23 protein-coding genes are annotated in these 22,530 nt (G+C 68.7%); 8 read left to right on the top strand and 15 right to left on the bottom strand.

What is annotated here, in order from left to right; all coding sequences use genetic code 11:
* Positions 1 to 35 precede the first annotated feature (35 nt).
* Positions 36 to 413: a MerR family transcriptional regulator gene (locus tag QH196_RS06385; RefSeq protein ID WP_280414814.1), complete on the bottom strand. Its 378-nt coding sequence runs from the start codon at positions 411 to 413 to the stop codon at positions 36 to 38.
* Between the two features lie 54 nt (positions 414 to 467).
* Between QH196_RS06385 and QH196_RS06380 the strand changes: the two genes are divergently transcribed.
* On the top strand, positions 468 to 1,097 hold the full coding sequence (locus QH196_RS06380) for an NAD(P)H-dependent oxidoreductase (protein WP_280414813.1): 630 nt from the start codon (positions 468 to 470) through the stop codon (positions 1,095 to 1,097).
* Between the two features lie 142 nt (positions 1,098 to 1,239).
* Here the strand turns inward: QH196_RS06380 and QH196_RS06375 are convergent, their stop codons facing one another.
* Together QH196_RS06375 and QH196_RS06370 are read right to left on the bottom strand one after the other, a co-directional pair.
* Positions 1,240 to 2,043: an alpha/beta fold hydrolase gene (locus QH196_RS06375; RefSeq protein WP_280414812.1), complete on the bottom strand. Its 804-nt coding sequence runs from the start codon at positions 2,041 to 2,043 to the stop codon at positions 1,240 to 1,242.
* A gap of 236 nt (positions 2,044 to 2,279) precedes the next feature.
* Entirely contained in the window at positions 2,280 to 2,825 is a 546-nt protein-coding gene (locus QH196_RS06370; protein ID WP_432279446.1) for a methylated-DNA--[protein]-cysteine S-methyltransferase, read from the bottom strand.
* Positions 2,826 to 2,968: 143 nt separating this feature from the next.
* Here QH196_RS06370 and QH196_RS06365 point away from each other — a divergent pair, with 143 nt between their 5' ends.
* Positions 2,969 to 4,066, top strand: coding sequence for a CaiB/BaiF CoA transferase family protein (locus QH196_RS06365; RefSeq protein ID WP_280414810.1), 1,098 nt, complete (start codon positions 2,969 to 2,971; stop codon positions 4,064 to 4,066).
* 150 nt (positions 4,067 to 4,216) lie between these two features.
* On the opposite strand, the gene QH196_RS06360 is transcribed toward QH196_RS06365, so the two are convergent.
* Positions 4,217 to 4,804 (bottom strand): ABC transporter permease, encoded by a 588-nt coding sequence (locus QH196_RS06360; RefSeq protein ID WP_280414809.1) that lies wholly within the window; start codon positions 4,802 to 4,804, stop codon positions 4,217 to 4,219.
* 46 nt (positions 4,805 to 4,850) lie between these two features.
* Positions 4,851 to 5,906 (bottom strand): medium chain dehydrogenase/reductase family protein, encoded by a 1,056-nt coding sequence (locus tag QH196_RS06355; RefSeq protein ID WP_280414808.1) that lies wholly within the window; start codon positions 5,904 to 5,906, stop codon positions 4,851 to 4,853.
* 103 nt (positions 5,907 to 6,009) lie between these two features.
* Here QH196_RS06355 and QH196_RS06350 point away from each other — a divergent pair, with 103 nt between their 5' ends.
* The gene (locus tag QH196_RS06350) at positions 6,010 to 6,648 is read left to right on the top strand and encodes a TetR/AcrR family transcriptional regulator (protein ID WP_280414807.1); all 639 of its coding nucleotides are present in this window, start codon (positions 6,010 to 6,012) and stop codon (positions 6,646 to 6,648) included.
* Between the two features lie 64 nt (positions 6,649 to 6,712).
* On the opposite strand, the gene QH196_RS06345 is transcribed toward QH196_RS06350, so the two are convergent.
* The 3 genes from QH196_RS06345 to QH196_RS06335 form a co-directional block, all read right to left on the bottom strand.
* Positions 6,713 to 8,965, bottom strand: a complete 2,253-nt coding sequence (locus tag QH196_RS06345; RefSeq protein WP_432279445.1) for a tetratricopeptide repeat protein — start codon at positions 8,963 to 8,965, stop codon at positions 6,713 to 6,715.
* Positions 8,966 to 9,436: 471 nt separating this feature from the next.
* Entirely contained in the window at positions 9,437 to 10,483 is a 1,047-nt protein-coding gene (locus QH196_RS06340) for a glutamate ABC transporter substrate-binding protein (RefSeq protein ID WP_280414806.1), read from the bottom strand.
* Positions 10,480 to 11,853 carry a hypothetical protein gene (locus tag QH196_RS06335; protein ID WP_280414851.1) on the bottom strand — a complete coding sequence of 458 codons (1,374 nt, stop codon included), beginning with the start codon at positions 11,851 to 11,853 and terminating at the stop codon, positions 10,480 to 10,482. The genes QH196_RS06340 and QH196_RS06335 overlap by 4 nt, the downstream gene beginning before the upstream one ends.
* A gap of 185 nt (positions 11,854 to 12,038) precedes the next feature.
* Between QH196_RS06335 and QH196_RS06330 the strand changes: the two genes are divergently transcribed.
* The 3 genes from QH196_RS06330 to QH196_RS06320 are packed head-to-tail and all read left to right on the top strand — an operon-like array spanning position 12,039 to position 14,046.
* Positions 12,039 to 12,794 carry an NUDIX hydrolase gene (locus QH196_RS06330; protein ID WP_280414805.1) on the top strand — a complete coding sequence of 252 codons (756 nt, stop codon included), beginning with the start codon at positions 12,039 to 12,041 and terminating at the stop codon, positions 12,792 to 12,794.
* On the top strand, positions 12,794 to 13,624 hold the full coding sequence (locus QH196_RS06325; RefSeq protein ID WP_348538051.1) for a RibD family protein: 831 nt from the start codon (positions 12,794 to 12,796) through the stop codon (positions 13,622 to 13,624). The genes QH196_RS06330 and QH196_RS06325 overlap by 1 nt, the downstream gene beginning before the upstream one ends.
* A complete protein-coding gene (locus QH196_RS06320; protein WP_280414804.1) occupies positions 13,594 to 14,046 on the top strand; it encodes a deaminase in 453 nt (150 codons plus the stop codon). Before QH196_RS06325 ends, QH196_RS06320 begins: the two co-directional genes overlap by 31 nt.
* Positions 14,047 to 14,253: 207 nt before the next feature.
* Here QH196_RS06320 and QH196_RS06315 read toward each other — a convergent pair whose 3' ends face one another.
* The gene (locus QH196_RS06315) at positions 14,254 to 14,574 is read right to left on the bottom strand and encodes a hypothetical protein (protein WP_280414803.1); all 321 of its coding nucleotides are present in this window, start codon (positions 14,572 to 14,574) and stop codon (positions 14,254 to 14,256) included.
* A 400-nt stretch (positions 14,575 to 14,974) separates the two neighbouring features.
* On the opposite strand from QH196_RS06315, the gene QH196_RS06310 reads away from it, so the two are divergent.
* Entirely contained in the window at positions 14,975 to 16,102 is a 1,128-nt protein-coding gene (locus QH196_RS06310; protein ID WP_280414802.1) for a CHAP domain-containing protein, read from the top strand.
* Between the two features lie 152 nt (positions 16,103 to 16,254).
* Here the strand turns inward: QH196_RS06310 and QH196_RS06305 are convergent, their stop codons facing one another.
* The 6 genes from QH196_RS06305 to thiO all read right to left on the bottom strand — a co-directional run bounded on the left by QH196_RS06305 (position 16,255) and on the right by thiO (position 21,754).
* Positions 16,255 to 17,019 (bottom strand): adenylate/guanylate cyclase domain-containing protein, encoded by a 765-nt coding sequence (locus QH196_RS06305; RefSeq protein WP_280414849.1) that lies wholly within the window; start codon positions 17,017 to 17,019, stop codon positions 16,255 to 16,257.
* A gap of 717 nt (positions 17,020 to 17,736) precedes the next feature.
* Entirely contained in the window at positions 17,737 to 18,504 is a 768-nt protein-coding gene (locus tag QH196_RS06300; RefSeq protein ID WP_280414801.1) for an ABC transporter permease, read from the bottom strand.
* Positions 18,504 to 19,496 (bottom strand): ABC transporter ATP-binding protein, encoded by a 993-nt coding sequence (locus tag QH196_RS06295; RefSeq protein ID WP_280414800.1) that lies wholly within the window; start codon positions 19,494 to 19,496, stop codon positions 18,504 to 18,506. The genes QH196_RS06300 and QH196_RS06295 overlap by 1 nt, the downstream gene beginning before the upstream one ends.
* 173 nt (positions 19,497 to 19,669) lie before the next feature.
* The gene (locus QH196_RS06290; protein WP_280414799.1) at positions 19,670 to 20,428 is read right to left on the bottom strand and encodes a thiazole synthase; all 759 of its coding nucleotides are present in this window, start codon (positions 20,426 to 20,428) and stop codon (positions 19,670 to 19,672) included.
* Positions 20,421 to 20,669: a sulfur carrier protein ThiS gene (thiS, locus tag QH196_RS06285; protein ID WP_280414798.1), complete on the bottom strand. Its 249-nt coding sequence runs from the start codon at positions 20,667 to 20,669 to the stop codon at positions 20,421 to 20,423. Before thiS ends, QH196_RS06290 begins: the two co-directional genes overlap by 8 nt.
* Entirely contained in the window at positions 20,666 to 21,754 is a 1,089-nt protein-coding gene (thiO, locus tag QH196_RS06280; protein WP_280414797.1) for a glycine oxidase ThiO, read from the bottom strand. Before thiO ends, thiS begins: the two co-directional genes overlap by 4 nt.
* A gap of 52 nt (positions 21,755 to 21,806) precedes the next feature.
* On the opposite strand from thiO, the gene thiE reads away from it, so the two are divergent.
* On the top strand, positions 21,807 to 22,502 hold the full coding sequence (thiE, locus tag QH196_RS06275; RefSeq protein WP_280414796.1) for a thiamine phosphate synthase: 696 nt from the start codon (positions 21,807 to 21,809) through the stop codon (positions 22,500 to 22,502).
* Positions 22,503 to 22,530 lie beyond the last annotated feature (28 nt).

The raw sequence follows: 22,530 nt of genomic DNA, 5'->3' as shown, positions 1-22,530 counted from the left end.
GCCGCACCGACCCTGGCGGTCGCGTCTGCTGCCGATCAGTCCGATGTGGGACTCGACGGCGCCTCGATGCTCGAGCGGAGTCCGAGAATTTCCGCCTTCTGGGCCTGAAGGCGCGCGATTCCGGCGTCCAGCTGTGCTGTCCGTTCGTCGAGTTGCGCCAATGCGGCCGCCCGGTCGGCGTCGGAGGCGCCGGCGGGGTCGATACAAGCGACCTGCAGTATCGCGGAGGCCTCCGACAGCGACAGACCGGACGCGAGCAGGCAGCGTATGTGGTCCACGGTCTGGACATCCTCGGGGCGGTAGTTCCGGTACCCGTTGGTATCGCGTTCGGGCGAGAGGATCCCGGCACCCTCGTAGTGCCGGAGCATCCGCGGGCTCGCCCCGGTGGCAACGCTCAAATCGCGTATCCGCATCCGGCTGCCCTCTCCTTGACATTGACGTTAGTGTCATAGCTTAATTTCGCCGGTATGACGAACGAAAACAGTCGGCCGAAGGTGATGCTCGTAGTCGCGCACCCGGACCACGACTCGGCTACCTGGGCCGTCGCGCGGGCCATCGAACAGGGCATCCGGTCCGCGGGAAGTGCCACCGCCACAACCCACGACCTGGTGGCATCCGGGTTCGATCCGGTCTACGGAAAGGCAGATCTGGCGCACCACCGAGGGCTTTCGGGACTACCTGCCGACGTCAGGCGTGAGCAGGAATTCCTCGAGTCGGCGGAGGTTACCGTCGTCCTCTTTCCCGTCTACTGGTGGTCCATGCCCGCGCTCGCCAAAGGCTGGTTCGACCGGGTTTTCGGGGCCTACGACGATGTTTCGCACGGTAGCCCGAGCGCGGTGCGGAAGCTTCATCTGGTCGCACTGGCCGGTCTGGGCGAAGGTACGTTCGACCGGCACGGATACAAGGCGGCTTTGACCACCCAGACGATGCACGGCATCGCCGACTATTCCCAGATCGGCGATTCATCTATCGAATTCCTCTACGACACCGAATCCAAGGACCCGGCAATCCACGAGCAACTGATCGCTCGTGGATACGAGATCGGCGCCGAGATGGCTCAGCGCGCGCAGCCGGCATACGACCGGGTGGCAGTCTGAGTGGAGCGGTTATCACCGTGTGTTCCGATCCGGAACTGGAACCGGTGGTCGACGACCGGCTCGCCGACGTGGTTCACGGTGAATGGACCGCGACCGGAACGTCATGAACCGGCGCACCATTCATCGGCCACTGGCGGGGGCGTCAGTAGAGGAAGTCCGCGAGGATACGGGCAACTTCGGCGGGCACTGTGGAGGGTGCGAAATGCATCTGCCCCGGCAGGGTTTCGAGGCGGGCGCCCGGCATCACCACCGCGAGCCGTTCGATGGTTTCCGGCATCGGCTGCCAGGTGTCCGAGCCGCGCATGAGCAGCGTCGGCGTCGTCACCGAGGCCCAGCGGTCCAGGTAGCTGGTGTCGCCGACCATCGATTCCAGGTCGCGGCTCCAGCCGTCGGAGTCGTCGGGGGTGTCCGCGGCGGCCTCCATCGCCTCCGACAGGTCGAGCATCGCGGCCGGAACCCGGGCCACTTTCTCGGCCAGTAACCGCTGGGCTCGGGCGTGGTCCCCGTTCGCCGTGAGCAGCTCGAATCGCGACAGGACGGGTGCGAGCTCGGCGCCCGCCGCGTACAGCGGCGGCTCCCACAGAGCCAGCGAGCGGACCGCCAGCCCGGATGCCGCCGCGTGCAGGGCCACGGTCGCACCGTACGACATGCCCACGAGGTGGGCCGGCCGGCCGATCATGTCGATGATCGTTCCCAGATCGCGCACCTCGTCCGCGAAATGTTTCGGCGCGTGCCCAGGCCCGCTCGGTGCATAGCCGCGCCGGGCCGGCAGCCACAGCTCGAACCGGTCCGGCAGGTGCTCGGCCACCGGCTGCCAGGAATGCAGCCCGCCGCCGGAACCGTGGATCATGATCACCGGCGACCCGTCACCGGCACGGTGGTAGCGGATCATGGTCCCGTCGAACGATCGGAAGCTCGCGGGCGGCAGGTCGGTGAACAACGGCATGCGCATACTCTCGCAAAAGTCGTCCCCACCCCTCCAGCGCATTAGCGTCTCGATTGTCGCGGGCCGTATTCGTAGCTGCGCGCGGTGAAGCCGTATCGGCCACCGAGGGTGCCGATCCCGATCGGTCCTGCGACCATGGCCCCCGGACCTCTGGGCGGAATGCTCGATCGACCTCATCGGATTCCGTTTCCGCGAGTGCGGGTGAGCTGTTCGCGCCGGATTGTCCGTCGGCGTGTTCAGAAGAGGGTCGGCTCGCCGAAGCCCGCGGTGCGTTCGATGGTGAGTAGGCGCTGTTTGGTGTCGATACCGCCGGGGGCGGAGAAACCGTGCAGGGCGTGGTCGGCGGCCAGGACGCGGTGGCAGGGGATTATCAGCGGGATCGGGTTGCGGCCGAGGGCTTGGCCGACGGCCTGGGCGGCGCCGCGCGCGCCGATACGCTCGGCGACCTCGCCGTAGCTGAGGGTGCGGCCCGGGTCGATGGCGCGGGTGACGGTGTAGACCGCGCGGTGGAATTCCGGCAGGCCGGTGAGGTCGAGCGGGATCCAGCGGAGATCGTCGAGGTCGCCGTCGAGGTGGGCGCGGATTCGGGTGAGCATTGCGGCGCGGGGCCCGGTTTCGGGGATGGCGACCCGGCGGGTGTCGTCCGGGAGCCGGGTGGTCAGCGGGTCGTGGCCGGGCAGCCGGAACCGGACCACCGCGTCACCGCGCCAGGTGACGGCGCAGCGGCCGATTGCGGTATCGAAATCCGTCGCGTCGAATGGAGCGGTGCCGGGCATGCCCATAGTCTGCCCGCGCCCACCGACAGCTGCGGAAACCGGATCGATCGCGGGCGACACCGTGACGTGACGCACCTGTTGTCATACTGTCAATATGTCCGCGGGCGGCCGCGGGCAGACACTGGATCGACGACGAACCGAGGTAAGGCGTGAGCACACCATCCACCGCCACCAAGCAGGGCCCGCTCGCGGGCATTCGCGTGATCGAACTCGCCGGGATCGGGCCGGGGCCGCATGCCGCATTGCTGCTCGCCGACCTCGGCGCCGATGTGGTGCGGATCCAGCGGGCCGGCCAGCTCCCGGGCGGTGCCGATCGCCCGACGCTGCGCGGCCGCACCGTCGTGGAGGCGAACCTGAAGGATCCGGCGGATATCGAGAAGGTGCTCGGTCTGGTGGAGAAGGCCGATGTGCTGCTCGAGGGGTTCCGCCCCGGCGTCACCGAACGGATGGGACTGGGGCCCGACGCCGCCCTGGAACGTAACCCGCGCCTGGTCTACGGGCGGATGACGGGCTGGGGCCAGTTCGGTCCGCTGGCCGACCGCGCCGGTCACGACATCAACTACATCAGCCTCACCGGTGTTCTGCACGCCATCGGCCGTAAGGGCGAACGGCCCGTGCCGCCGCTGAACATGGTCGGCGATTTCGGTGGCGGTTCGATGTTCCTGGTGTTCGGTGTTCTCGCCGCCCTGGTGGAACGCCAGAACTCCGGGAAGGGACAGGTCATCGATGCCGCCATGATCGACGGCACGCTGGCCCTGTCGCAGATGATCTGGGCCTTCCGCGGTATGGGCGCGTGGAGTTCGGAACGCGGCACCAACCTGCTCGACACCGGTATGTCGTTCTACGACACCTACGAAACCTCCGACGGCAAGTACATGGCGGTCGGCGCGATCGAACCGCAGTTCTACGCGCAGCTGCTGGCCGGCCTGGAAATCGATCCCGAGGGCCTGCCGTTCCAGATGGACCCGGCCGGCCAGGACGAGCTGAAGAAACTCTTCACGGACAAGTTCCGCAGCAAGACCCGCGACGAATGGGCGGAGATCTTCGCCGGCACCGATGCCTGCGTCACCCCGGTTCTCACCTTCGAAGAGGCCACCGAGAACGAGCACATCGCCGCCCGCGGTTCGCTGCTCGAACTGGAGAACGTCACCCAGCACGCCCCCGCGCCGCGCTTCTCCCGCACCCCCAGCGGAGTTCCGACCCCGCCGCCTACCGAATCGACCCCGATCGATTCGGTCTGGAGCTGATGAGTCTGTAACGGTCGGCTCGCGCCGATCGTTACGGGTTGCCGCCGCCCGACAGTGGCCGCCGTCCGGCGAAGCGCGGCTCCCGGGGGCACGCACGGTTTTCGTACGTGCCCCCGCGGGCCGTGGTTTACGGAATGCCTCGGACCGGGATCAGTGGGCGAGGCGCCGGAACTCCAGGATGGTGGCGATCGCGTAGCCGATACCGCCGGCGACGGCGAGGACCCAGAAGGGGCCGGATGCGCCGAAGCAGAGGGCGACGCCCGCTACGAGGGCGAGCCACGCACCCAAGCTGTAGTGCAGGACATTGCGGCGGGCGGCGCCTTCGGCGAGATAGATGAGGCCGACGATCAGGCTGGAGCCGGCGGGCCACAGCACGGACTGCAGACCGGGCGAATCCAGCGTGGCGGTGAGACCGGTGATGGTGACGGCGAGTGCGGCGAAACCCACCACCCAGGACAGGCCCAGGAGTTTGCCGCTCAGCGCTTCGGTTTCGGGCATGGCCCGCTGGGCACGCAGGGCCGCGACGGTCGCGCACACCGTGCCTGTTACGAGGCCGATTGCGAGTAGGGATATGGGTAGCCATGTGGGCAGGGCAACCAGTGGCGCGGTGCCGGTGGAAATCGCCGCGGCCCCATGGCCGATGAGATAGGCGAGTCCGAAACCGATGTAGGCGGCGCGGTTGTCGACCTCACCCGGACGGGTGGGCGAGACAGCGATGGGGGCGGTGGCGGTGGTCATGCTGGGTCTCCAGGGGTGTGGTGCGAACGGACTCTCGTCGCGTTGTTCAATCGGAGTGCGTGTCCGGTACGAGAACGACCTTCCCGGCCACAGTGCGGGACTCGGCAAGGGCCAGCGCGGAGGCGGCCTGGGAGAGCGGGAATTCCGCGGCGATCTGCGGAGCGATCACGCCGTCCGCGACGAGCCGGAGAACCTGTGTGAGGTCTTCGCGCAACCGGCTCCGGAAAGTGTCGAGGCGGCGTTTGCCGGCCCAGAAGTTGTAGAAGTGCGCGCTTTTCCGGTTGGGCAGGTAGTTCCACAGCGTCAATCGCGCGAACAGTTTCAGTACCGGCAGTTGTGAGTTTCCTTCGATGTCCTTGGTCGCCGCGGTGCCGTAGGACACCAGTGTTCCGCCGCGGCGCAGCAGCCGCCACGATTCGACCACGCCGGTGCCGCCGACATGATCGAATACCGCGTCCACACCGTCGGGCGCTATTTCCCTGATCCGGCGGTACATTTGCGGGTCGCGGTAGTCGACCGGAATCGCGCCCAGTTCGCGAACCGCGGGATGGTGACGTGGCGAAGCCGTGCCGATCACTGTGACGCCGTGGTGGCGGGCCAGTTGTACGAGCGTCGAGCCCACACCGCCGTTGGCGCCCAGTACGACGATCGTCGCGCCGGTGCGGACTGCGGCGGTACGGTGCAGCATCTGCCAGGCTGTGATGCCGTTGACCAGCACAGTTTCCGCGGCGGTGGCCGTCACGCCGTCCGGTACCGCCACCAGGTCGGCGGCATCCAGCAACAGGGCACTGGCCCAGCCGCCGACTTTGGTGACCGCGGCGAAACGGCCGCCGACGAGATCGGGGTCCACTCCCGGGCCGGTGGCCGTCACCGTGCCGACCACGTCGTATCCGGGGACGAAGGGGAAGGGGGGCTGATCGAAGTATTTCCCGCGGCGCATCTGCTGCTCGGCGAACGAGATGCCCGTGGCGGCAAGAGTCAGGACGACCTGCCCGGGGGCGGGCGGGGGGAGTTCGCGGGTGGTGATCTGGAGGCCGTTCGGTTCGACTTTGCCCGGCAGGACTATTTCGGTGGCGTACGTGGTGACGGTGCTGTTGCTCATGATGAGTATCCGTTCGCTTGAGTTAACGAGTGTAAGGTTACGCGCGTAATCTGAATTTGCGCAAGAGCTAACACCTGTAAGTTTTGTTGTGTAAGGTGAGGGCATGCAGGAGGAGACAGCGACCCGCACCCGAGTTCGCAACCGTCGCGGCGAAGGGGGCCGGCTGCGGGACGAGATCGTGACGGCGGCGGTGGAACTGCTCGACGAGAGCGGCGAGGAAAGCGCCGTCACCCTGCGCTCCGTCGCCCGCCGCGCGGGGATCGCGGCCCCCTCGATCTACCGGCATTTCCCGGACCAGCCCGCCATCATGCTCGCCGTAGTACGCAATGCATTCACCGAGCTGGACGAACAGCTACGTGCCGCCCGGGACTCCGCCGCGGACACACCCCGGGCACGACTGCTGGCCTTATGTCAGGGCTACCTGGAATTCGCCCGCACTCGACCCGGTCGCTACCGGGCGATGTTCGCCGGGGTCTGGATACCCGACCTGACCCGGGCGTCCATAACCGAGCAGGATATGGCCGCGCTCGGCCAGGACACGCTGGCACTGCTCACCGGCGCCGTCACGGATTGTGTCACCGCCGGCTGCGCCACCAGCACAGACGCCCGGGCCGACACCGTCGCGCTGTGGCTCGGCCTGCACGGGCTCGCCCACCAGCGAATGGTTTCTCCGTCGTTCCCATGGCCACCGGATATCGCCGAACGTGTCATCACCGGCCTCGCACACCTCACCGAAAGCTGACGGGCGGCCGCGGCCGAAACACCGAACAGAGCCGGCGAGTAACGGCTACGGTCACCGGGATCCTTCAGAACCAGGTGGTGGGGCGGATGTAGTTGGCCAGGTCCACCAGGGCGTAGCGGTGGCGGCGGCCGGGTGCCTGCCGTGCCAGGGTGCGGAGGCCTTTCTCGGTGGCGTCGCGTAGGGCGTTCTCGGTGAAGGCGATACCGATCAGCGGTGGGTTCGGGGCGGTCGGGGTGTTGCCGGCCTGCAACCAAGCGAGTGCGCTGCCCAGGACGATAACCCGTAATTGCAGCGCGCGGCGTTCACCGGGCGGGAGTGCCTCCACTCGCTGCGCCGCCCGCCGGACGGTGTGTTCCGGGAGATCGGCTACGGGAGCGCTGGTGAGCAGCAGCAGTACCGCCGTCATCCGGGCGGTGGTGAAAAAGCGTGAGGACCCGGGGACTTCGTCCAGGGCGGTCACCGCCTCGGCATAGCGGCCCGTGGCCGACAGGAGGCGGGCCAGGCCGAATGCGGCGCTCACCAAGCCGTGATCGGTGCGCCATGCGGTGGCGTAGAAGTTCTCGGCGTAGGCGCGCCAAGCCTTGGTCTCATCCGGGTGCCAATGCTGGAGTACTAGTTCGGCGGTCCCGGCGAGTGCCAGCTTCGGCGCCAGCTCGCCCGGCAGCACACGCAGTACGGCATCGAAGGCGGAATAGGCCTTCTCGTAGTCGTTTTCGCGTAACCCGGCAAGTCCCGTATACCAGTCGATCCGCCAATCGCGGCGGCCCGCGCGCGGGACCGCGTCCAGCAGTTCGCCCGCATCACCGACCCGCTCCGAATCGAGCAGGATGCGGGCTTCGGCCAGTCGCAACTCCAGTTCCAGATTCTCGGGGGCGGCCGCCGGGTCGCGTGCCAGGTCCTCACGCGCTTCGTGCAGGGCAGCCAGCGCCTGATCGGGTTCGGCCTGCAGGATATCCACCAGCCGGCGGGCGGCCGGGTCGGTCGGCGACGGTAGCGGGACCGGGAGCGCGGCGGCGATATCCGTGGCGGAGAGGGCGGTGTCGTGGTCGGCGCCGTCGGCGTACGCATCGGTCAGGCCGATCAGCTGCTCGGTGCCGAAGGCGGTGCGCTGTTTACCGAAAACCACCGACCGATGCGGATGTTCGGCGCCGGTATCGAGGGCGAGGATTTCGCGCAGCACCCCGGCCAGCTGGTCGGCCATCGCACCGGCCGACCCGAACCTGCGATCCGGTTCGGGATCGGTGGCGCACAGCAGCAGGCGATGGAACGATTCGTATTCGGCCAGGACCGGCTCGTCGTCGGGGGCGGGCAGGCCGTCGCGGTAGGCGCCGTGCTCGGTGGGGATGTTCAGGGTCAGCACGGCCAGCGTGCGCCCGACCGTATAGATATCGGAGGCGACGGTCGGCCCGGTGCGGGCGATCTCCGGAGCCTGGAAACCTCTGGTGCCGTAGAGATTCCCGTAGGCCTCGATCGGCGCCACCGCACCCAGGTCGAGCAGTTTGACCTGATCCTCGGTGACCATGATGTTGTCGGGTTTCAGATCGTTGTAGGTGAGCCCGGTGGCATGCAGGTAGTCGAGGGCGGGCAGCACCTCGAGCACATAGGCGATCGCCTGCGCCACCGGAATCCGTTCGGGGCGGCGGTGGTCGTCGAGCATACTGCGCAGCGAACGGCCCCCCACGTACTCCATGACGATGAACCCGATCGGCTCACCCGCCGGGGTGCGATGTTCGACGAAATTGTGGATCTTCACGATCCCCGGATGGGCGACCTCGGCGAGGAATTCGCGCTCGGCCACCGCCACGGCCTGCGCTTCGATATCGTCGGCGTGCAGCAGGCCCTTGAGCACCACCCAGCGGTCGCTGACATTGCGGTCGATCGCCAGATAGATCCAGCCCAGCCCACCGTGCGCGAGGCAACCTTGGATTTCGTACTGCCCGGCGACCATATCGCCGGGGCGCAAACTCGGCCGGAAGTCGAAATGGGCGCCGCAGTTCGCGCAATCCCCGCGGGTGGTCGCCGGTCCGCTCGCACTCGCCCGGCCCACCGGGTTCCCGCATCGCCAGCAGAACCGTTTCCCTTCCGCGACCACCGGATCGGTCAGGACCGCTGCAGCCGGGTCGGCGGGTTCGACGCGCGGGACCTCGACCAGCCCGGCCACCAGCGTGCGCACGGTGGGCCGGGAACGTACGGTCCGGGTACTCCGCCCGGTCCGCACCTGACCGCCGCTGCCCCGGCCCGACCCGAGGCTGGTCCCGGCGTGCAGTTCGCCGGACCCCACGGCAGCGGTGCCGGGTACCGCCGCTGTGCCCGGCACTGCTGCCGTATCGGGTACCGCGGTCGTCGTGTCGGAGACCGCCGCCGTACCGGGTGTCGATGCCGTATCGGAGCCACCGGCCCCACCGGTGCCAGTGACCTCACCGGACCCGCCGGCGCTACTGGCCGCGGGTGCCGCGGTTGTACCGAAAGCCGTGTTGTGACGAGGAAAAGCGGTGGTGCCCGGCAGTGTGGTGACAACGGAGTCGCCTTGCTCGGATGTCCTGGTTTCGAACGCGGTGGCAGAGGGCTCCGCCTCCCCGGCATCGCCGGATATCGCTGAGTGTTCCTCGGTGTCGCGGGGACGGGCTGTCTCGCCGCTCGGTTTCTCAACAGGACCGGTGTCAGGCGGCTCGGGGGTTCCAGATGTCCGGTCGCGATACCGGGTGGGTTCGACGGCGCGGGTTTCCGGCGGCTCCGGGTCGTCACCGGAGCCGGGGCGGTTGCCGGACTCGTCCGTCGCCACCGGCGATCAGTCCCGGTAGGTCGCCGGCGGGGGCGCCGGAGTGGGGCCGAGGGCGGAGAGCCACTGACTGTAGAGCCGGCTCCAGGTACCGTCGGCGCGGATGCGGTCGAGGGTTCCGTTGACGAAGCGCACCAGATCTTCGTCGCCCTTCGGGATTCCGATTCCGTACGGTTCCTGGCTGATACTCGGGCCCACCAGTTCGGTATGCGGGTCCTGGGCCGCGAGGCCGGCCAGGATCGAATCGTCGGTGCTCACCGCGTCCACCTGCCGCTGTTGCAGCACCACCAGGCAGTCGGCCCAGGTGGGGACGGTGAGAATGGACGCTTTGGGCTGGATTCGCCGGATATGTTCCAGCGAGGTGGTACTGCGGATCGTGCAGACCCGTTTACCCGCCAGGTCTTTCAGGCTCTCGATACCGGAGCCCTGGACCGCCAGCACGCGCTGATGCGCCTGCAGGTACACCGTGGAGAACGCCACCCGCTGCAACCGCGCGCAGGTGACGGTCATCGTTTTCACCACCATATCGACGCGGCGGTCGATGAGCGCGTCTTCCCGTTCTTCCGAACCGAGGCTGCGGTATTCGATCCGATCGGGGTCGCCGAACAGGTCACGGGCCACCTCGCGGGCGATATCGGCGTCGAATCCGACGATGACACCGCTGTTGGGGTCGCGGAAGCTGAACAGGTTACTGCCGGTGTCCAGCCCGACCACGAGGCGGCCGCGGGCACGGATCCGGTTCAGGGCGGGCCCGGTGGCGGCGGGGCCGGTGGGGCGCAGGCTTGCGGTGGGGTCGCCGCAGTCCGGGTCGTCGGGTACCTGTACCGGGACGTCGCTGGGTATCGCGGTCGCCTGGGCAGGGAGCGGCGGTTCGGCGTAGTCGCCGTGCGGTGTTTCACTGTGCGGGCCGGGACCGGTGGCGCAGCCGGCCAGCAGCAGTGCGGTGCAGACGATGGCACTGCGCAGCGGCCAGGACCGCACGCCGGAGCGTGGCAGGGCGCGGCCGGTTCGCCGGGGCCGCGCCGCCGGGCGGGGCGGGTTGGGCGCAGGTCTCATCGATACTCCCGCAGTCTCGGCCAGATTCCGAAGGCGATATACGCCGCGGCGGCGATTCCGAGAATCACCGCACCGGGCGCCAGGTAGTCGAGTACCCGGGCGCTGTGGAAAATATTGCTGCGCAGCGTGTCCCGGGTTTCGGTGATACCGGTGGCCAGGGCCTTGTCCAGGGCTTCGACATGCACCGTGGCATTTTCGGCACCGGGCGCGGTGGCGATCGTCGCGGCGCGGGCGAATTCGCCGCGATTCAGTGTTTCGTTCATCCGCTGATGCGCTGCCAGCCAATGCAGCAGCGCGGCACGGGCGTCGGTGGTCGCGCGGTCGGTGTGCCCGGCGAGTAGCTCGTTGAGCCGGGTGATGTTGGCGTCGAAGGTGTGGTCGTAATCGCCGGTGGTATCGCGCCGCACCAGCTTCAGGGTTTCCGCGGACCGCGCCTGCTGCGCCAGGATCCGGCTCTCGGTGAGCCGGGCAGCCGGTACCGTGCCGTCGGAGCGCCCGCCCGACATCGCCGACGCCGATACGGATCCGGCGATCACCGTCCACAGCAACAGGATCAGTACCGCAGCCGAGGCCAGCAGCAGGCCCGGGTTGAATGTCCGGTGCCAGCGCCGCGCCATCAGCCGCTGCGCCCAGACCAGCGCGGCCAGCGCGGCCAGCAGGACGACGATCGAGACCAGCGGCGGCCGCACATGCCGGTCCTGCGCCTCGTCCACGGCGTCCGCCCGGCGGACATACAGTTGTTCGGCCATCGGCAGCAATTCGCTCTGCATCTGGTGTGACGCCTCGCTGAGATACGCCGCCCCGACCGGGTGACCCTCGCGGTTGTTCGCCCGCGCGGTCTCCACCAGACCCGAATAGACCGGCAGCCCGGAACCGATACCGATCCGCTGCCGATCGTCTTCGGCGCCCTCCCCGGACAGGGTCACCAGTTCGGCGCCCGCCTCCCCCAGCGCCTGACTGTAGCGGTCGCGCACCTGCTGTGGTTCCAGGCCGGCGGAGATGAAGGCGGTGGCCGCGGCGGCGTCGGCGACCGAGAGCGAAGTGTAGAGCCGGTGGGCGGCATTGGCGTCGGGTTCGGTACCGGCGAGCAGGATGTCGAGATCGTGCTGGCGGTCGTGCACGCCGGCCGCGGTGATCGCCCCGGATCCCAGGCACAGCACCACCAGTAGCAGTCCGACCCCGATGAGCCGCCCCGGCGACGATTGCGCGAACTGACGCAGCCGCGTGGGATCCAGCCATTTCCAGGCCGTTTCGACCCGGGGCCGGACAAGGCCCGACCACCCGGTCGTGGGCGCGGGTTCCGGCCGGTCCGGTTCGGGCTGGGCCGGTTCGGGTTCGGAGACCACCCGATCCACCGCCGACCGCGTCATGTCCACCCTCCAACTCTGGGCGCCGTGTGCGCTGTATCGCTCTGCGGTATGTGGGCGATCCCGCTCACACCGCTGTCCTGAGCGTATTCGGTATTGTGCCCGCTCGCGCTTCGACGGCCACAACGACCATCCCCGCAGCCGGGTACGGCAGGATGGAAGGGGACGGTCGACGAGGACGGTGCGAGATGCGCGGTGATGGAGACGGGTGGGCTGTTAGCCCCGGTGGGGTACGGCACTGGGGGAAATTCGGTGCGGCCGGGCTGCTGCTGCGCGCCCCGATCGGGGCAGGTGGCGTGGCGGTATTGCTACAGCACCGGGCGCCCTGGAGTCATCAGGGCGGTACCTGGGCGCTACCCGGCGGGGCCCGCGACAGCGACGAGACCGCGGTGCACGCCGCGGTGCGTGAGGCCGACGAGGAAGCCGGGATCAAGGCCGCCGATATCCAGGTGCGCGCCGAACGGGTCACGGCCGTCGCACCCAGTGGCTGGACCTACACCACTGTGATCGCCGACGCCGGTAAGCCGTTGCCCGTCGAGCCCAATATGGAAAGCGTCGAACTGGCCTGGGTGCCGGAGCACGAGGTGGATCAGCGGCCGCTGCATGCGGCGTTCGCGGCGGCATGGCCGGACCTGCGCGCGACGCCGGCGCGAATGGATACCAGTGAATGCCCGCAGACCGATATCGCCGAGCTGGCCGCGACCCTTCCCCGCACGATCGATCTGGGGGCCGAGTTCGTGTGGTTGCACGCCGACCCGGAAGGCCCCGGGGAGCGTGCCGTCCTGCTGAACCCGCCGTATCCGGCCGAGAGGGCCGATGACAGCGAGGTGGTAGCAGCGGTATCGGCGGCCGGTGACCCCGCCGCGGATCCGGGTGCGGCCGTCCCGGCGGAGGCCAGGGTGCTGGGTATCCCGCGCAGCCGGGTGCTCGGCCCGGAGGCGTGATGGTTGCCGCGGGCGAGAACGGCCCGGGCGGTACCGCGGGCTCGCACGTGCCGGCCAGCACTCCCGGCGTGCCCCGCCCCTTTGTGTTGCTCTCGGTGGCGGTGAGTGTCGACGGGTATATCGACGACACCGCCGACGAGCGACTGCTGCTGTCGAACGAGGCCGATTTCGATCGGGTGGACGAGCTGCGCGCCTGGTCGGACGCGATTCTGGTGGGGGCCGAAACGGTGCGCCGTGACAATCCGCGGCTGTTGGTGAAGGACGAGGGGCGCCGTCGGGCACGCGTCGCCGCCGGGAAACCCGAGTACCCCCGGAAGGTCACGGTGACCGCCGCCGGCGACCTGGACCCGACCGCCCGATTCTGGCATCACGGTACGGCCGAACACCCACCGCTCGTCTACACCACCGAATCCGGCGCGCGACGGCTGGCTGAACGGCTGACCGCGCCTGCGGAGGAACGACCGACAGCGCCCGCGCAGGACCGAGGGACCGCATTCGCCGAGATCGTCGCGCTGGGTGCTGAGCTCGACTTCGGGGCTTTGCTCGACGACCTCGCTGCCCGCGGAATCTCGCGGTTGATGGTCGAGGGCGGTGGCCGGATCCACACCGCGTTCCTGGCCGGCGGTCTGGCCGACGAACTTCATCTCGCCGTCGGCCCCGCCCTGGTCGGCGACCCGGAGGCACCACGTTTCCTGTACCCCGCAGCATTCCCGGGTGGCTCCACCCACCGCATGTCGTTGCTCGGGGTAGCGCAGCTCGGGGATGTGGCAGTGTTGCGTTATCGACTCCAGGAGGCCCGATGCCCGAACCCGACCACCACCACTGGATGAACCGGGCGATCGGGCTGGCGCGGCGCAGCCCACCGGTGCCGGGTGCGTTCTCGGTGGGTGCGGTGATCGTCGCCGACGGGGTCGAGCTCGCCACCGGTTTCTCCCGGGAAGCCGATCCCAAGAATCATGCCGAGGAGGCCGCGCTGGCCAAACTCGATCCGGCGGATCCGCGGCTACGTCACGCCACCCTGTACAGCACCCTGGAACCCTGTTCGGAACGCGCCACCAAGACCAGGCTGCCGTGTACCGACCGGGTGCTCGCGGCGGGGATCCCGGCCGTGGTGATCGCCTGGCGGGAACCGGCGACGTTCGTCGTTAACTGTGTGGGTGTGGAGAAACTGCGGGAGCACGGGGTGCAGGTGCTGGAACTCCCGGAGCTGGCCGAGGCCGCGATGTCGATGAACCGGCATCTCGAGCTGTGAACTACACCGGGTAGCGCGCATCACAACCTGGCGGGAAATAGCTCGCCGGGTGCCCGGGTTGAATACCCATGTCGGCGTTCGGACAGCCCCGGGCCGCACCCCATTTGTCGCTACGAGCGACCACCCGCCGAGAGGCGCTTGTTGGACGTCGACCTCGAACAACGCCGCCGGGACCACCACCCGGCGGCGTTTTCGTGCCCGGAGCGTTCAACGCAGACAGGCCGGTCCGAACAGCGCTTTCAGTTCACCCATCAGAGCGGGTGAGGCGGCGATCCGGAACCGGGGGTCCAGCGCGAGCAGCCGGGGCCCCCGGGCGCCGATCAGATTGATGCGGAGCTCGGTGCCGCCGGGATGACGCTGCAGCGTTTCCCGCAGGGCGCGCACCGACCGCGGTGTACACGCGGTGGCGGCCAGGGTGAGAGTCAGGGCCCGGCCGGACCCGTCGGCGGTCAGTTCCGGATCACGCACCTGATCGCCGAGCAGCGACTGCCGGCCCTCGCGGATGCTGACCTGTGCGCCGACGGCCACGACGGCGTCCTCGACCAGAAGCGTGGCGGTATACCGGACAGCGACAGAGCACTGTTCATGCCGTGAACAGTGCCCAGCCGCCGCTTTGCGGGCGGGGGCTGCTGGGGGTTGGGTGATCCTGGCCCGGTCACTGTCCATGCGCTCATTTTGCGGACCGATTACTCTGCGGTAGTACAGGATCCGGCGCTGTGGCTGTTCCACGGCTCGCCCTCTTCGTGGTCGGGGGCTACAGTCCCCGGATATCACCAATGCCGGGAATGTCCGATAATCGAAGCGATCTGTGGTGGAGCACCGCCGATGAGCGACACGGCGGCCGAGACGAGTGCGTTCGTGAGGTGCTGATGAGGGTCGAGTGCTCGTTGGTCGGTCGCCTCCGCCTGGGCGTGAGACGGGCGTTCCTATGACAGACAAAGACCACGGCAAGCTGAATATCGAACTGACGCCGCCCGAGGGGATTCGGGAGGGCGCCAGGGCCGTCATAGAGGGTGTCGAGGAGAACATTCAGTCGCAGGTTCTGCTGCTGGCGTCGAACGAAACGACCTATGACCCGGATATGGTGAGCTGGCTGGACGATCGGGGCATGCTCAGCCCGAAAGGGCTCGACGCCCCGGAGGGCGAGTCCGTCATGATCGAGGGTTACGGTGGGCGCCGCGGTGAAATCGAAAACAGGACCGCGGATATGCAAGCCAACAACGATTCGGTCGACGCGGAGACCTACGCGGCGTTCAAAACCACGAATCACACCTTCCAGGACATCATGTCGAAGGTCCGGGCGCTGCAGGAAATCTTCGACGGGCTGCCGGGCGCCGTAGACATCGACGGCGACGGTGACGTCGACGGCAATGACCATATGCCGATCTCCGCGGAAGCCGAGGCCGTCGGCAGCGCCCTGAACACACTCGCCGAGGTCATCGAACTCGTCGACGGTGTCCAAGCCGAGTACAACGCCGGCGCCGAAAGAATCGAACGCCTCACTCCCGGCAACAGCGGGGACCCGAACACGATCTGGGGTGACCGTTCGCCGACCAGCAACATGACCTTCACCGTGACAGGCGACGCGACCCGGGACAGCATCCTCAGTATTGCCCGCGACGAACTGGGTCGCGGTGTGGCCGAGCGGGGCGGCAGTTCCAATACCGCGTACTACACCGATACCGGGAAGAACACCCCGTACAACATCGGCGACGCCTGGTGCGCCTCGTTCACCAGCTATGTCTGGGAGAAGGCCGGTTACGAGGTCGACTGGACGAACAAGAACTACGTGCCCGCGATCTGGAACGACGCCAAGGCCAACCTCGAGACCGCCACTGCCAACCAGGCCGAGCCAGGCGATCTGATCGTCTTCGATTGGCAGGGGGACGGGAACCCCGATCACATCGGCATCGTGGAATCGGTCAACGGAAGCACCATTACGACCATCGAGGGCAATTCCAGCAATCAGCTGCGGTCCAACAGCTACCAGATGGGCAACGCGGACCTGGTCGGTGTCGTCAAACCGCCCGCCGGCAAGTCGGGCACCGTCGTATAGCGCAGACCCGCTGCCCGCCTGTGCCGCAGCAGCGGATGCGGCTGTGCGCGGCAATCCTGCGCTGTGGGCGCGCACAGGGGCCGGGGAGCGACGATCCGTACGACGAACAGGCCGGCAGCAGTATCGCCCGGCCGCCGGGCCCGGAACGGTCGCTAGCCGGAGCTGACCCGGTAGATACGCAGATCCTCCGGAACTCCGCTGAGCGGCGCGGCGAAGAAACTGCGCCGGTAGGGGCGGGCGGTATGCCCGAGATCGGCCAGCGTCTCGGGTTCCAGCGCGGCGAGCGTGGATTCGGAAATCATCATCCGGCCGTTGCCCGCCGCCTCCATCACCCGGGCCGCGATGGTCACGTCCACGCCCAGCCAGTCGCCGCCGATCTCGCGCGGCGAACCGGTGTGCAGGCCGATCCGCATCCGGGGCCGATAGGTGCCGACGGTGATATCGGCGAGGTTGCGCCGGGCCGCGATCGCGGCTTCGACCGCGCGGTCGGCGGACGGGAACACCGCCATCACACCGTCGCCCATCCGTTTCACGACCTGCCCGCCGCGTTCGGCGATGGGCGGTTCGATGGCGCGGGCAACCTTGCGCAGCAGGTCCAGGGTGGCCTCGTCGCCGGCGGTCAGCGACCACGACGAGAACGACACCAGGTCGGTGAACATCACCGTCATTTCCTGTGTGCCCTTACCGCGGCCGAGGCGTTCGAGCGCGGCCTGCCACACCTGCAGGGCGCCGAAACCGATCTCCCGGGCAGCGCTGGGGCTGTCGCCGACCAGCCGGTCCGCGGCGCGGGCTACGGCGCGGGCGCCGCCGGGGCCGCTGACCGAGAGCGGATCGCCGAAGGCGGGATCGCCCGGGAGCTGCCGGCGGGCCTTACGCAGGACATCGATCACATCGGGACGGTTGTTCGCGGCGTACATGAATGCGGAGAGCGGACCGATCCTGGGGCGGGCCGGTTCGTCTACGTCCCCGGGGTCGGTGTCGACTGCGTCCTGCGCGGTGGTGCTGCCCGCGGCCTCGACCGGCGGGTACGACCCGGCCGTGTCACCGTATCGCCGGCGCTGCCCCCGTCGTGATCGTGTGGTCGCCGTATCACCGTTCTTCCGGACGGGGCTCGGGTCGACGGTCGGGCCCTCGTCGCCGACGCGAGCCGCGGTGTCGTTGTCGACCTCCGGCTCCGGCGCGGTGCTGCCGGAGGGTTTCTCGTTCACGTCCCGAGGGTATCTCAGGGGGTCTGCCGTGGTGGGAGTGCTGAGAATGGTCACCTGTCACCTCTCTATCGGAGGAGTGCGGCACGCCGTTGGGTCCGCCGATGGAAAACGTGTGGTGCCTGACCTCGTCGGTCTCGGGTTCGATAGTAGCCAGCGCCGCGGGGCAGGAGGTGAACTCCCGGTTACCGATAGTGGGCGTTCGCGCCGGCCGCGGATCGATGATCAGGTCAGACGTCCAGGCTGTGATAACGACCACCGGTGCGCGGGGTGGGGGCCCGCGCCCGGGGGGGGGCGCCCCCGCCCGGGTGGTTACCCCCCCCCGGCGGCGGGGCTGGGCCCGCCGAGGCGCGGGGCGCGCGAATTCTCCCGACAAGGTCGCGCACCCGATACCCGAGCGGCGAGGGAAGCGGCTCGGGCGATTCGGGGTCAGGCGTCGCGCCGGTTCACCACCAGCACCGCGATGCCCGCGACGACTACGACGAAGGCGGTGAAGTAGGCGAGGCTGCCCCACACACCCCAATGCCAGTTCGCCGAGGACAGCGAGTCGTCCATCGTCGCGAAGCGGCTCGCGTTCTGGAACGGCAGGAACGCGCTGATCTCACGTCCCACTTTACCCAGTGCGCCGACCAAGGGTTCGATGATCAATTGCCACAGGACGAGCAAGGAGATCGCCGCGGCGGATTGCCGGACCAGCACACCGATCGCGATGGCCAGCACCACATTGAGGAAGGCCAGGATCGGTACCGCATACAGCGCCCGCCAGTTGCCTTCGAGTACCAGCGTCGTGCCCGCGTCTCCCGCGACCGCCTTGGCGATGGCGTAGGCGGCGAACGCCAGCACCGTGGTCAGCACCGCCGCATACAGGCCCACCAGGAGCGCTTTCGCACCCATCACGGAGGTGCGGTTCGGGATGGCCTGGAACGTGGTCCGGATGATGCCGAACCGGTATTCGCTGGTCACGGTCAGGGTCGCCATGATGGACAAGACCAGGATGCCGAAACCGGTGACGCCGAGAAATGCGGTATCGACCGTGATGGCGGGGGGACCGGCGGCCTGTGGGTCGTCGGCGGCGATCCGCCCGATCAGACCGAACAGGGCGGCGAACCCGACGGCCAGCGCGACCACGATCACCGAACACCACCACGGCGAACGAGTGGAGGTGAGTTTGATACGTTCCGCGGCGATCACGCCCATTACTTCGTACCTCCCGTGAACAGCGGCTCCGAATCCGCCGGTTTGCCCGTGATCACGGTGGCATCCGCCGGTGATCCGATCTCGCCGTGGTACTGCACGTCCCCGCCGGTCATCCGCATGAACGCCTCCTCCAGGGAGCCGCGCTGCGGAGCGAGTTCGAAGAGGGTGATCTGATGTTCGGCGGCCAGCGTCCCGACGGCATCGCTGGTGACACCGTTCACGATGAGCGCCGCGCCGTCGGCATTGCCGTCGTTTTCCTTCACCGTCATCCCGTGCGAGGTCAGCAGGCTGCGCAGTTCGTCCAGTTGCGGGCTGCGCACCCGCACCGACGCCTCCGACGCCCGTTCGATGAAATCGGAGGTCGTGGAATCGGAGATGAGCCGGCCGCGTCCGATCACCACCAGATGGTCGGCGGTCTGCGCCATCTCCGACAGCAGATGGCTCGACACCAGAACCGTGCGCCCCTCGGCCGCGAGCCGCTGCATGAACCGGCGGATCCACAGGATCCCCTCCGGATCGAGGCCGTTGACCGGCTCGTCGAACAGCAGCACCTTCGGATCGCCGAGCAGCGCCCCCGCCAGACCCAACCGCTGCGACATCCCGAGCGAGAATCCGCCTGCGGATTTCCCGGCCACCTCCGAGAGGCCGACCAGCCGCAGTACCTCCTCGACCCGCGATTTCGGCAGATCGTTGGAGGCGGCCATCCATTCCAGATGGGCGCGCGCGGAGCGGTTGGGATGGACCCATTTCGCGTCGAGCAGCGCGCCGACCTCACGTAACGGATGCTTCAGCTCGGCATACGGCTTGCCGTGGATCAACGCGGTACCCGAGGTGGGCCGGTCCAGGCCCAGGATCATCCGCATGGTGGTGGATTTACCGGCGCCGTTCGGTCCGAGGAAACCGGTGACCTGCCCCGGTCGCACGGCGAAGGTCAGGTCCTGGACCGCGACGGTCTGCCCGTAATGCTTGGTCAAGCCCCGGACTTCGATCATGCCGACCAGCATGCCCTATCCCCGGAGTGCGCGCGTCGCCCGATGGTCGTGACTCGCGGTCATCCTCGAGGATGAGTCGCCCCCGAGCCACACCCCCGCTGAGTACGCGGGCAGACCAGGGGTACGCCGGATGCAGTATCCGGAGTCGCGACCTCGCGTGGCGGCGACCGCTTCTACAGCCCGGGCGACGAGGCCTGCGCCCAGAACCGTTTCGGTATGCGGCCCGCCTCGCGCGCCCGGTGTCCGGCCCGTACTGCATCCGCCATGGCGGCGGCCATCAAAGCCGGCTGCCGGGCCCGGGTGACGGCGGTCGCGAGCAGCACGGCGGAACAGCCGAGTTCCATGGCGAGGGCGGCGTCGCTGGCGGTGCCGATACCGGCGTCCAGGATCACCGGCACCTGCGCGCGGCTCACGATCATCTCGATATTGTGCGGATTACCGATCCCCAGCCCGGTGCCGATCGGCGCGCCCAGCGGCATCACCGCCGCGCAGCCGGCATCCTCGAGCCGCCGCGCCAGGGCCGGGTCGTCGTTGGTGTAGGGCAGTACCGTGAACCCGGCGTCGACCAGCTGTTCGGCCGCGTCGAGGAGTTCGATGGGGTCGGGTAGCAGGGTGCGCTCGTCGGCGATCACCTCGAGTTTGACCCAGTTCGTATCCAGCGCCTCGGCCGCCAGCCGAGCGGTGAGCACCGCTTCGGCCGCCGTGCGGCAGCCCGCGGTATTGGGCAGCGGGGCGATATCGAGGCGTTTCAGCAGGTCGAGTACGCCGGTACCGCCGGCGGAGTCGATGCGGCGCATGGCGACCGTGGTCAGTTCGGTTCCGGAGGCGAGCAGTGCCTCCTCCAGTACCGTCAGGTTCTCCGCTCCGCCGGTGCCCATGATCAGCCGCGAGCCGAAGGTACGGTCGGCGATCCGCAACGGTTCGTCAGCCACCTTGGACCGCCGTCAGCACATCGATCTCCCAACCGCGCCCGACCGGTTCGTCCCAGCGTGATTTCGGGAACACCGCGCCGTCCACCGCGAGCGCCACACCCTGGCACGGCAGCTCCAGCCGCTGCAGCAGTTCCCGGACGGTGAGCGGGGCGGCGAACTCGTGCTCGGTTCCGTTCACCGTGACACCGATCGGGACCGGCGATCCGGCCGCGGGTGACCCCGATGCTGATGACAATGTCATCGACTACCTCCTGACGATGTGGACGCACCGAATCGGTGCGGATCGGCCGCCGCGACTTCGGTCAGCGGTTGTCCGCCGAGTTCGGCGAGAACAGCGTCGGCCGTGAGCGCACTGGTCAGCATGCCATTACGGCCGTGCCCGGTGGCGGCGATCACGCGGTCGGACAGCCGGCCGATCAGTGGAAGATTATCCGGGGTGCCCGGGCGGGACCCGGCGCTCGCCTCGGTCAGTTCGTATTCACCGATCCCGGGGAGCACGGTTTCGGCGTCGGCGATGAGATCGCGAACCCCGGCGACGGTGACGGCGGTATCGAAACCCGCTTCGTACTGGGTCGCGCCCACCACCACGCCGTCGTCGCGCGGTACGAAATATACGGGCCGCCCGTGGACCCGGGCCCGCACGACGCGGGTGGGTGGCGGTTGCGTCCCCGGACGCTGCCGCAGACGCAGGATCTCACCCTTCACCGGCCGCACCGGCAGCCCCGGCCACAGCGCCGGCGATGCGGCACCGGCGGCGAGCACGATCCGGTCGTGGTCGAGTTCGGCGAGGTCGCGCACCCGTTCCGGGCGTACGGTGACACCGGCTTCATCGGCGGCCTTGCGCAGCGCGGTGACCAGCCGCCGGTTGTCGATGGCGGGTTCCGCGCCGGCGAGCAACCCGGCCCGCACGGTGCGGGCCAGCGCGGGTTCCAGCGCCCGCACCCCGGCGCGATCCAGGAGCCGCAGATCGTGTCCGTGCCCGTTCACCCAGTCGGCGATGGTGTGCAGATCGGCGGCGTCCGCGCCGTCCTGGGCGATGGTCAGCGTTTCGCCGGCCACGTAGACATCGACCCCGGTAACCGCCGCCAGCCGGGCCGCGAAATCCGGCCAGTGGGCCAGCGCCGCCGCCCCGAACGCGAGCACATCGTCCTCACCCGGCCAGCCTTCGGACAGGGGGGCGAGCATCCCACCGGCAACCCATGAGGCGCCGCTGCCGACGGCCGGATCGAAGAGGGTGACCGACCAGCCCGCTTCCGCGGCCCGCCATGCCACGCCGAGCCCGATCACACCGCCACCGACCACGGCGACGGTCGCGGATGTTCGCACTACGTTCCACCTCCTGCAACATTTCCACGTTAGCGCGGTTACGGTGGCAGTTGTGCAACCGTCCTCCGCTCGCCGACAGCTCCCGCCGCGCGATCGTCTCGCGACCGCCCGGCTGTACCTGTGCACCGACGCCCGCCGCGAGAAGGGTGATCTGGCCGCGTTCGCGGATGCGGCGCTGGCCGGTGGTGTCGATATCATCCAGCTACGCGACAAGGGGTCGCCCGGGGAGCAGCGGTTCGGTCCGCTGGAGGCCATGGGCGAACTCGCGGCGCTCGCCGAACTCCGGGCCGCCACCCGCCGTCACGGCGCCTTGCTGGCGGTGAACGACCGCGCGGATATCGCCCTGGCCGCCGCGGCCGATGTACTGCACCTGGGCCAGCAGGACCTCCCGCCCTGGTACGCCCGCCGGATCCTGGGCCCGGATGTGGTGATCGGCCGCTCCACTCGCGACCGTGAACAGGCTCGCCTGGCCGCCGCCGACGAACATCTCGACTACTTCTGCACGGGCCCGGTGTGGGCGACGCCCACGAAACCGGGTCGTGAACCGGCGGGGCTGGAACTGGTGCGGGAAACCGCCGCTGCGGCGCCGGCGCGACCGTGGTTCGCGATCGGCGGTATCGACGGGTCGACGCTGCCGGAGGTCCGGGCCGCGGGCGCGGAGCGTGTGGTGGTGGTACGGGCGATCACGGCAGCCGATGATCCGGAGGCGGCAGCACGAGAGTTGAAGGCCGCCCTGCTGGTGGACTGATCGAAACGGACGCCCGCGCATCGGTCTG

It is taken from the genome of Nocardia carnea, assembly GCF_029868325.1.
GTDB classification, from domain to species: domain Bacteria; phylum Actinomycetota; class Actinomycetes; order Mycobacteriales; family Mycobacteriaceae; genus Nocardia; species Nocardia carnea_C.
Note: the sequence above shows the minus strand (reverse complement) of the source record. Positions and strands in the feature narration are given on the sequence as shown.

Excerpts from the sequence above, each read along its gene's own strand:
- QH196_RS06355 (WP_280414808.1), bottom strand. The coding sequence starts at position 5,906 with ATGAGCAACAGCACCGTCACCACGTACGCCACCGAAATAGTCCTGCCG.
- QH196_RS06350 (WP_280414807.1), top strand. The coding sequence starts at position 6,010 with ATGCAGGAGGAGACAGCGACCCGCACCCGAGTTCGCAACCGTCGCGGC.
- QH196_RS06335 (WP_280414851.1), bottom strand. The coding sequence starts at position 11,853 with ATGACGCGGTCGGCGGTGGATCGGGTGGTCTCCGAACCCGAACCGGCC.
- QH196_RS06340 (WP_280414806.1), bottom strand. The coding sequence starts at position 10,483 with ATGAGACCTGCGCCCAACCCGCCCCGCCCGGCGGCGCGGCCCCGGCGA.
- QH196_RS06300 (WP_280414801.1), bottom strand. The coding sequence starts at position 18,504 with ATGGGCGTGATCGCCGCGGAACGTATCAAACTCACCTCCACTCGTTCG.
- thiS (WP_280414798.1), bottom strand. The coding sequence starts at position 20,669 with ATGACATTGTCATCAGCATCGGGGTCACCCGCGGCCGGATCGCCGGTC.
- QH196_RS06380 (WP_280414813.1), top strand. The coding sequence starts at position 468 with ATGACGAACGAAAACAGTCGGCCGAAGGTGATGCTCGTAGTCGCGCAC.
- QH196_RS06330 (WP_280414805.1), top strand. The coding sequence starts at position 12,039 with ATGCGCGGTGATGGAGACGGGTGGGCTGTTAGCCCCGGTGGGGTACGG.
- QH196_RS06375 (WP_280414812.1), bottom strand. The coding sequence starts at position 2,043 with ATGCCGTTGTTCACCGACCTGCCGCCCGCGAGCTTCCGATCGTTCGAC.
- QH196_RS06360 (WP_280414809.1), bottom strand. The coding sequence starts at position 4,804 with ATGACCACCGCCACCGCCCCCATCGCTGTCTCGCCCACCCGTCCGGGT.
- QH196_RS06370 (WP_432279446.1), bottom strand. The coding sequence starts at position 2,825 with ATGGGCATGCCCGGCACCGCTCCATTCGACGCGACGGATTTCGATACC.
- QH196_RS06295 (WP_280414800.1), bottom strand. The coding sequence starts at position 19,496 with ATGATCGAAGTCCGGGGCTTGACCAAGCATTACGGGCAGACCGTCGCG.
- QH196_RS06305 (WP_280414849.1), bottom strand. The coding sequence starts at position 17,019 with ATGTACGCCGCGAACAACCGTCCCGATGTGATCGATGTCCTGCGTAAG.
- QH196_RS06325 (WP_348538051.1), top strand. The coding sequence starts at position 12,794 with ATGGTTGCCGCGGGCGAGAACGGCCCGGGCGGTACCGCGGGCTCGCAC.
- QH196_RS06385 (WP_280414814.1), bottom strand. The coding sequence starts at position 413 with ATGCGGATACGCGATTTGAGCGTTGCCACCGGGGCGAGCCCGCGGATG.
- QH196_RS06310 (WP_280414802.1), top strand. The coding sequence starts at position 14,975 with ATGACAGACAAAGACCACGGCAAGCTGAATATCGAACTGACGCCGCCC.
- QH196_RS06320 (WP_280414804.1), top strand. The coding sequence starts at position 13,594 with ATGCCCGAACCCGACCACCACCACTGGATGAACCGGGCGATCGGGCTG.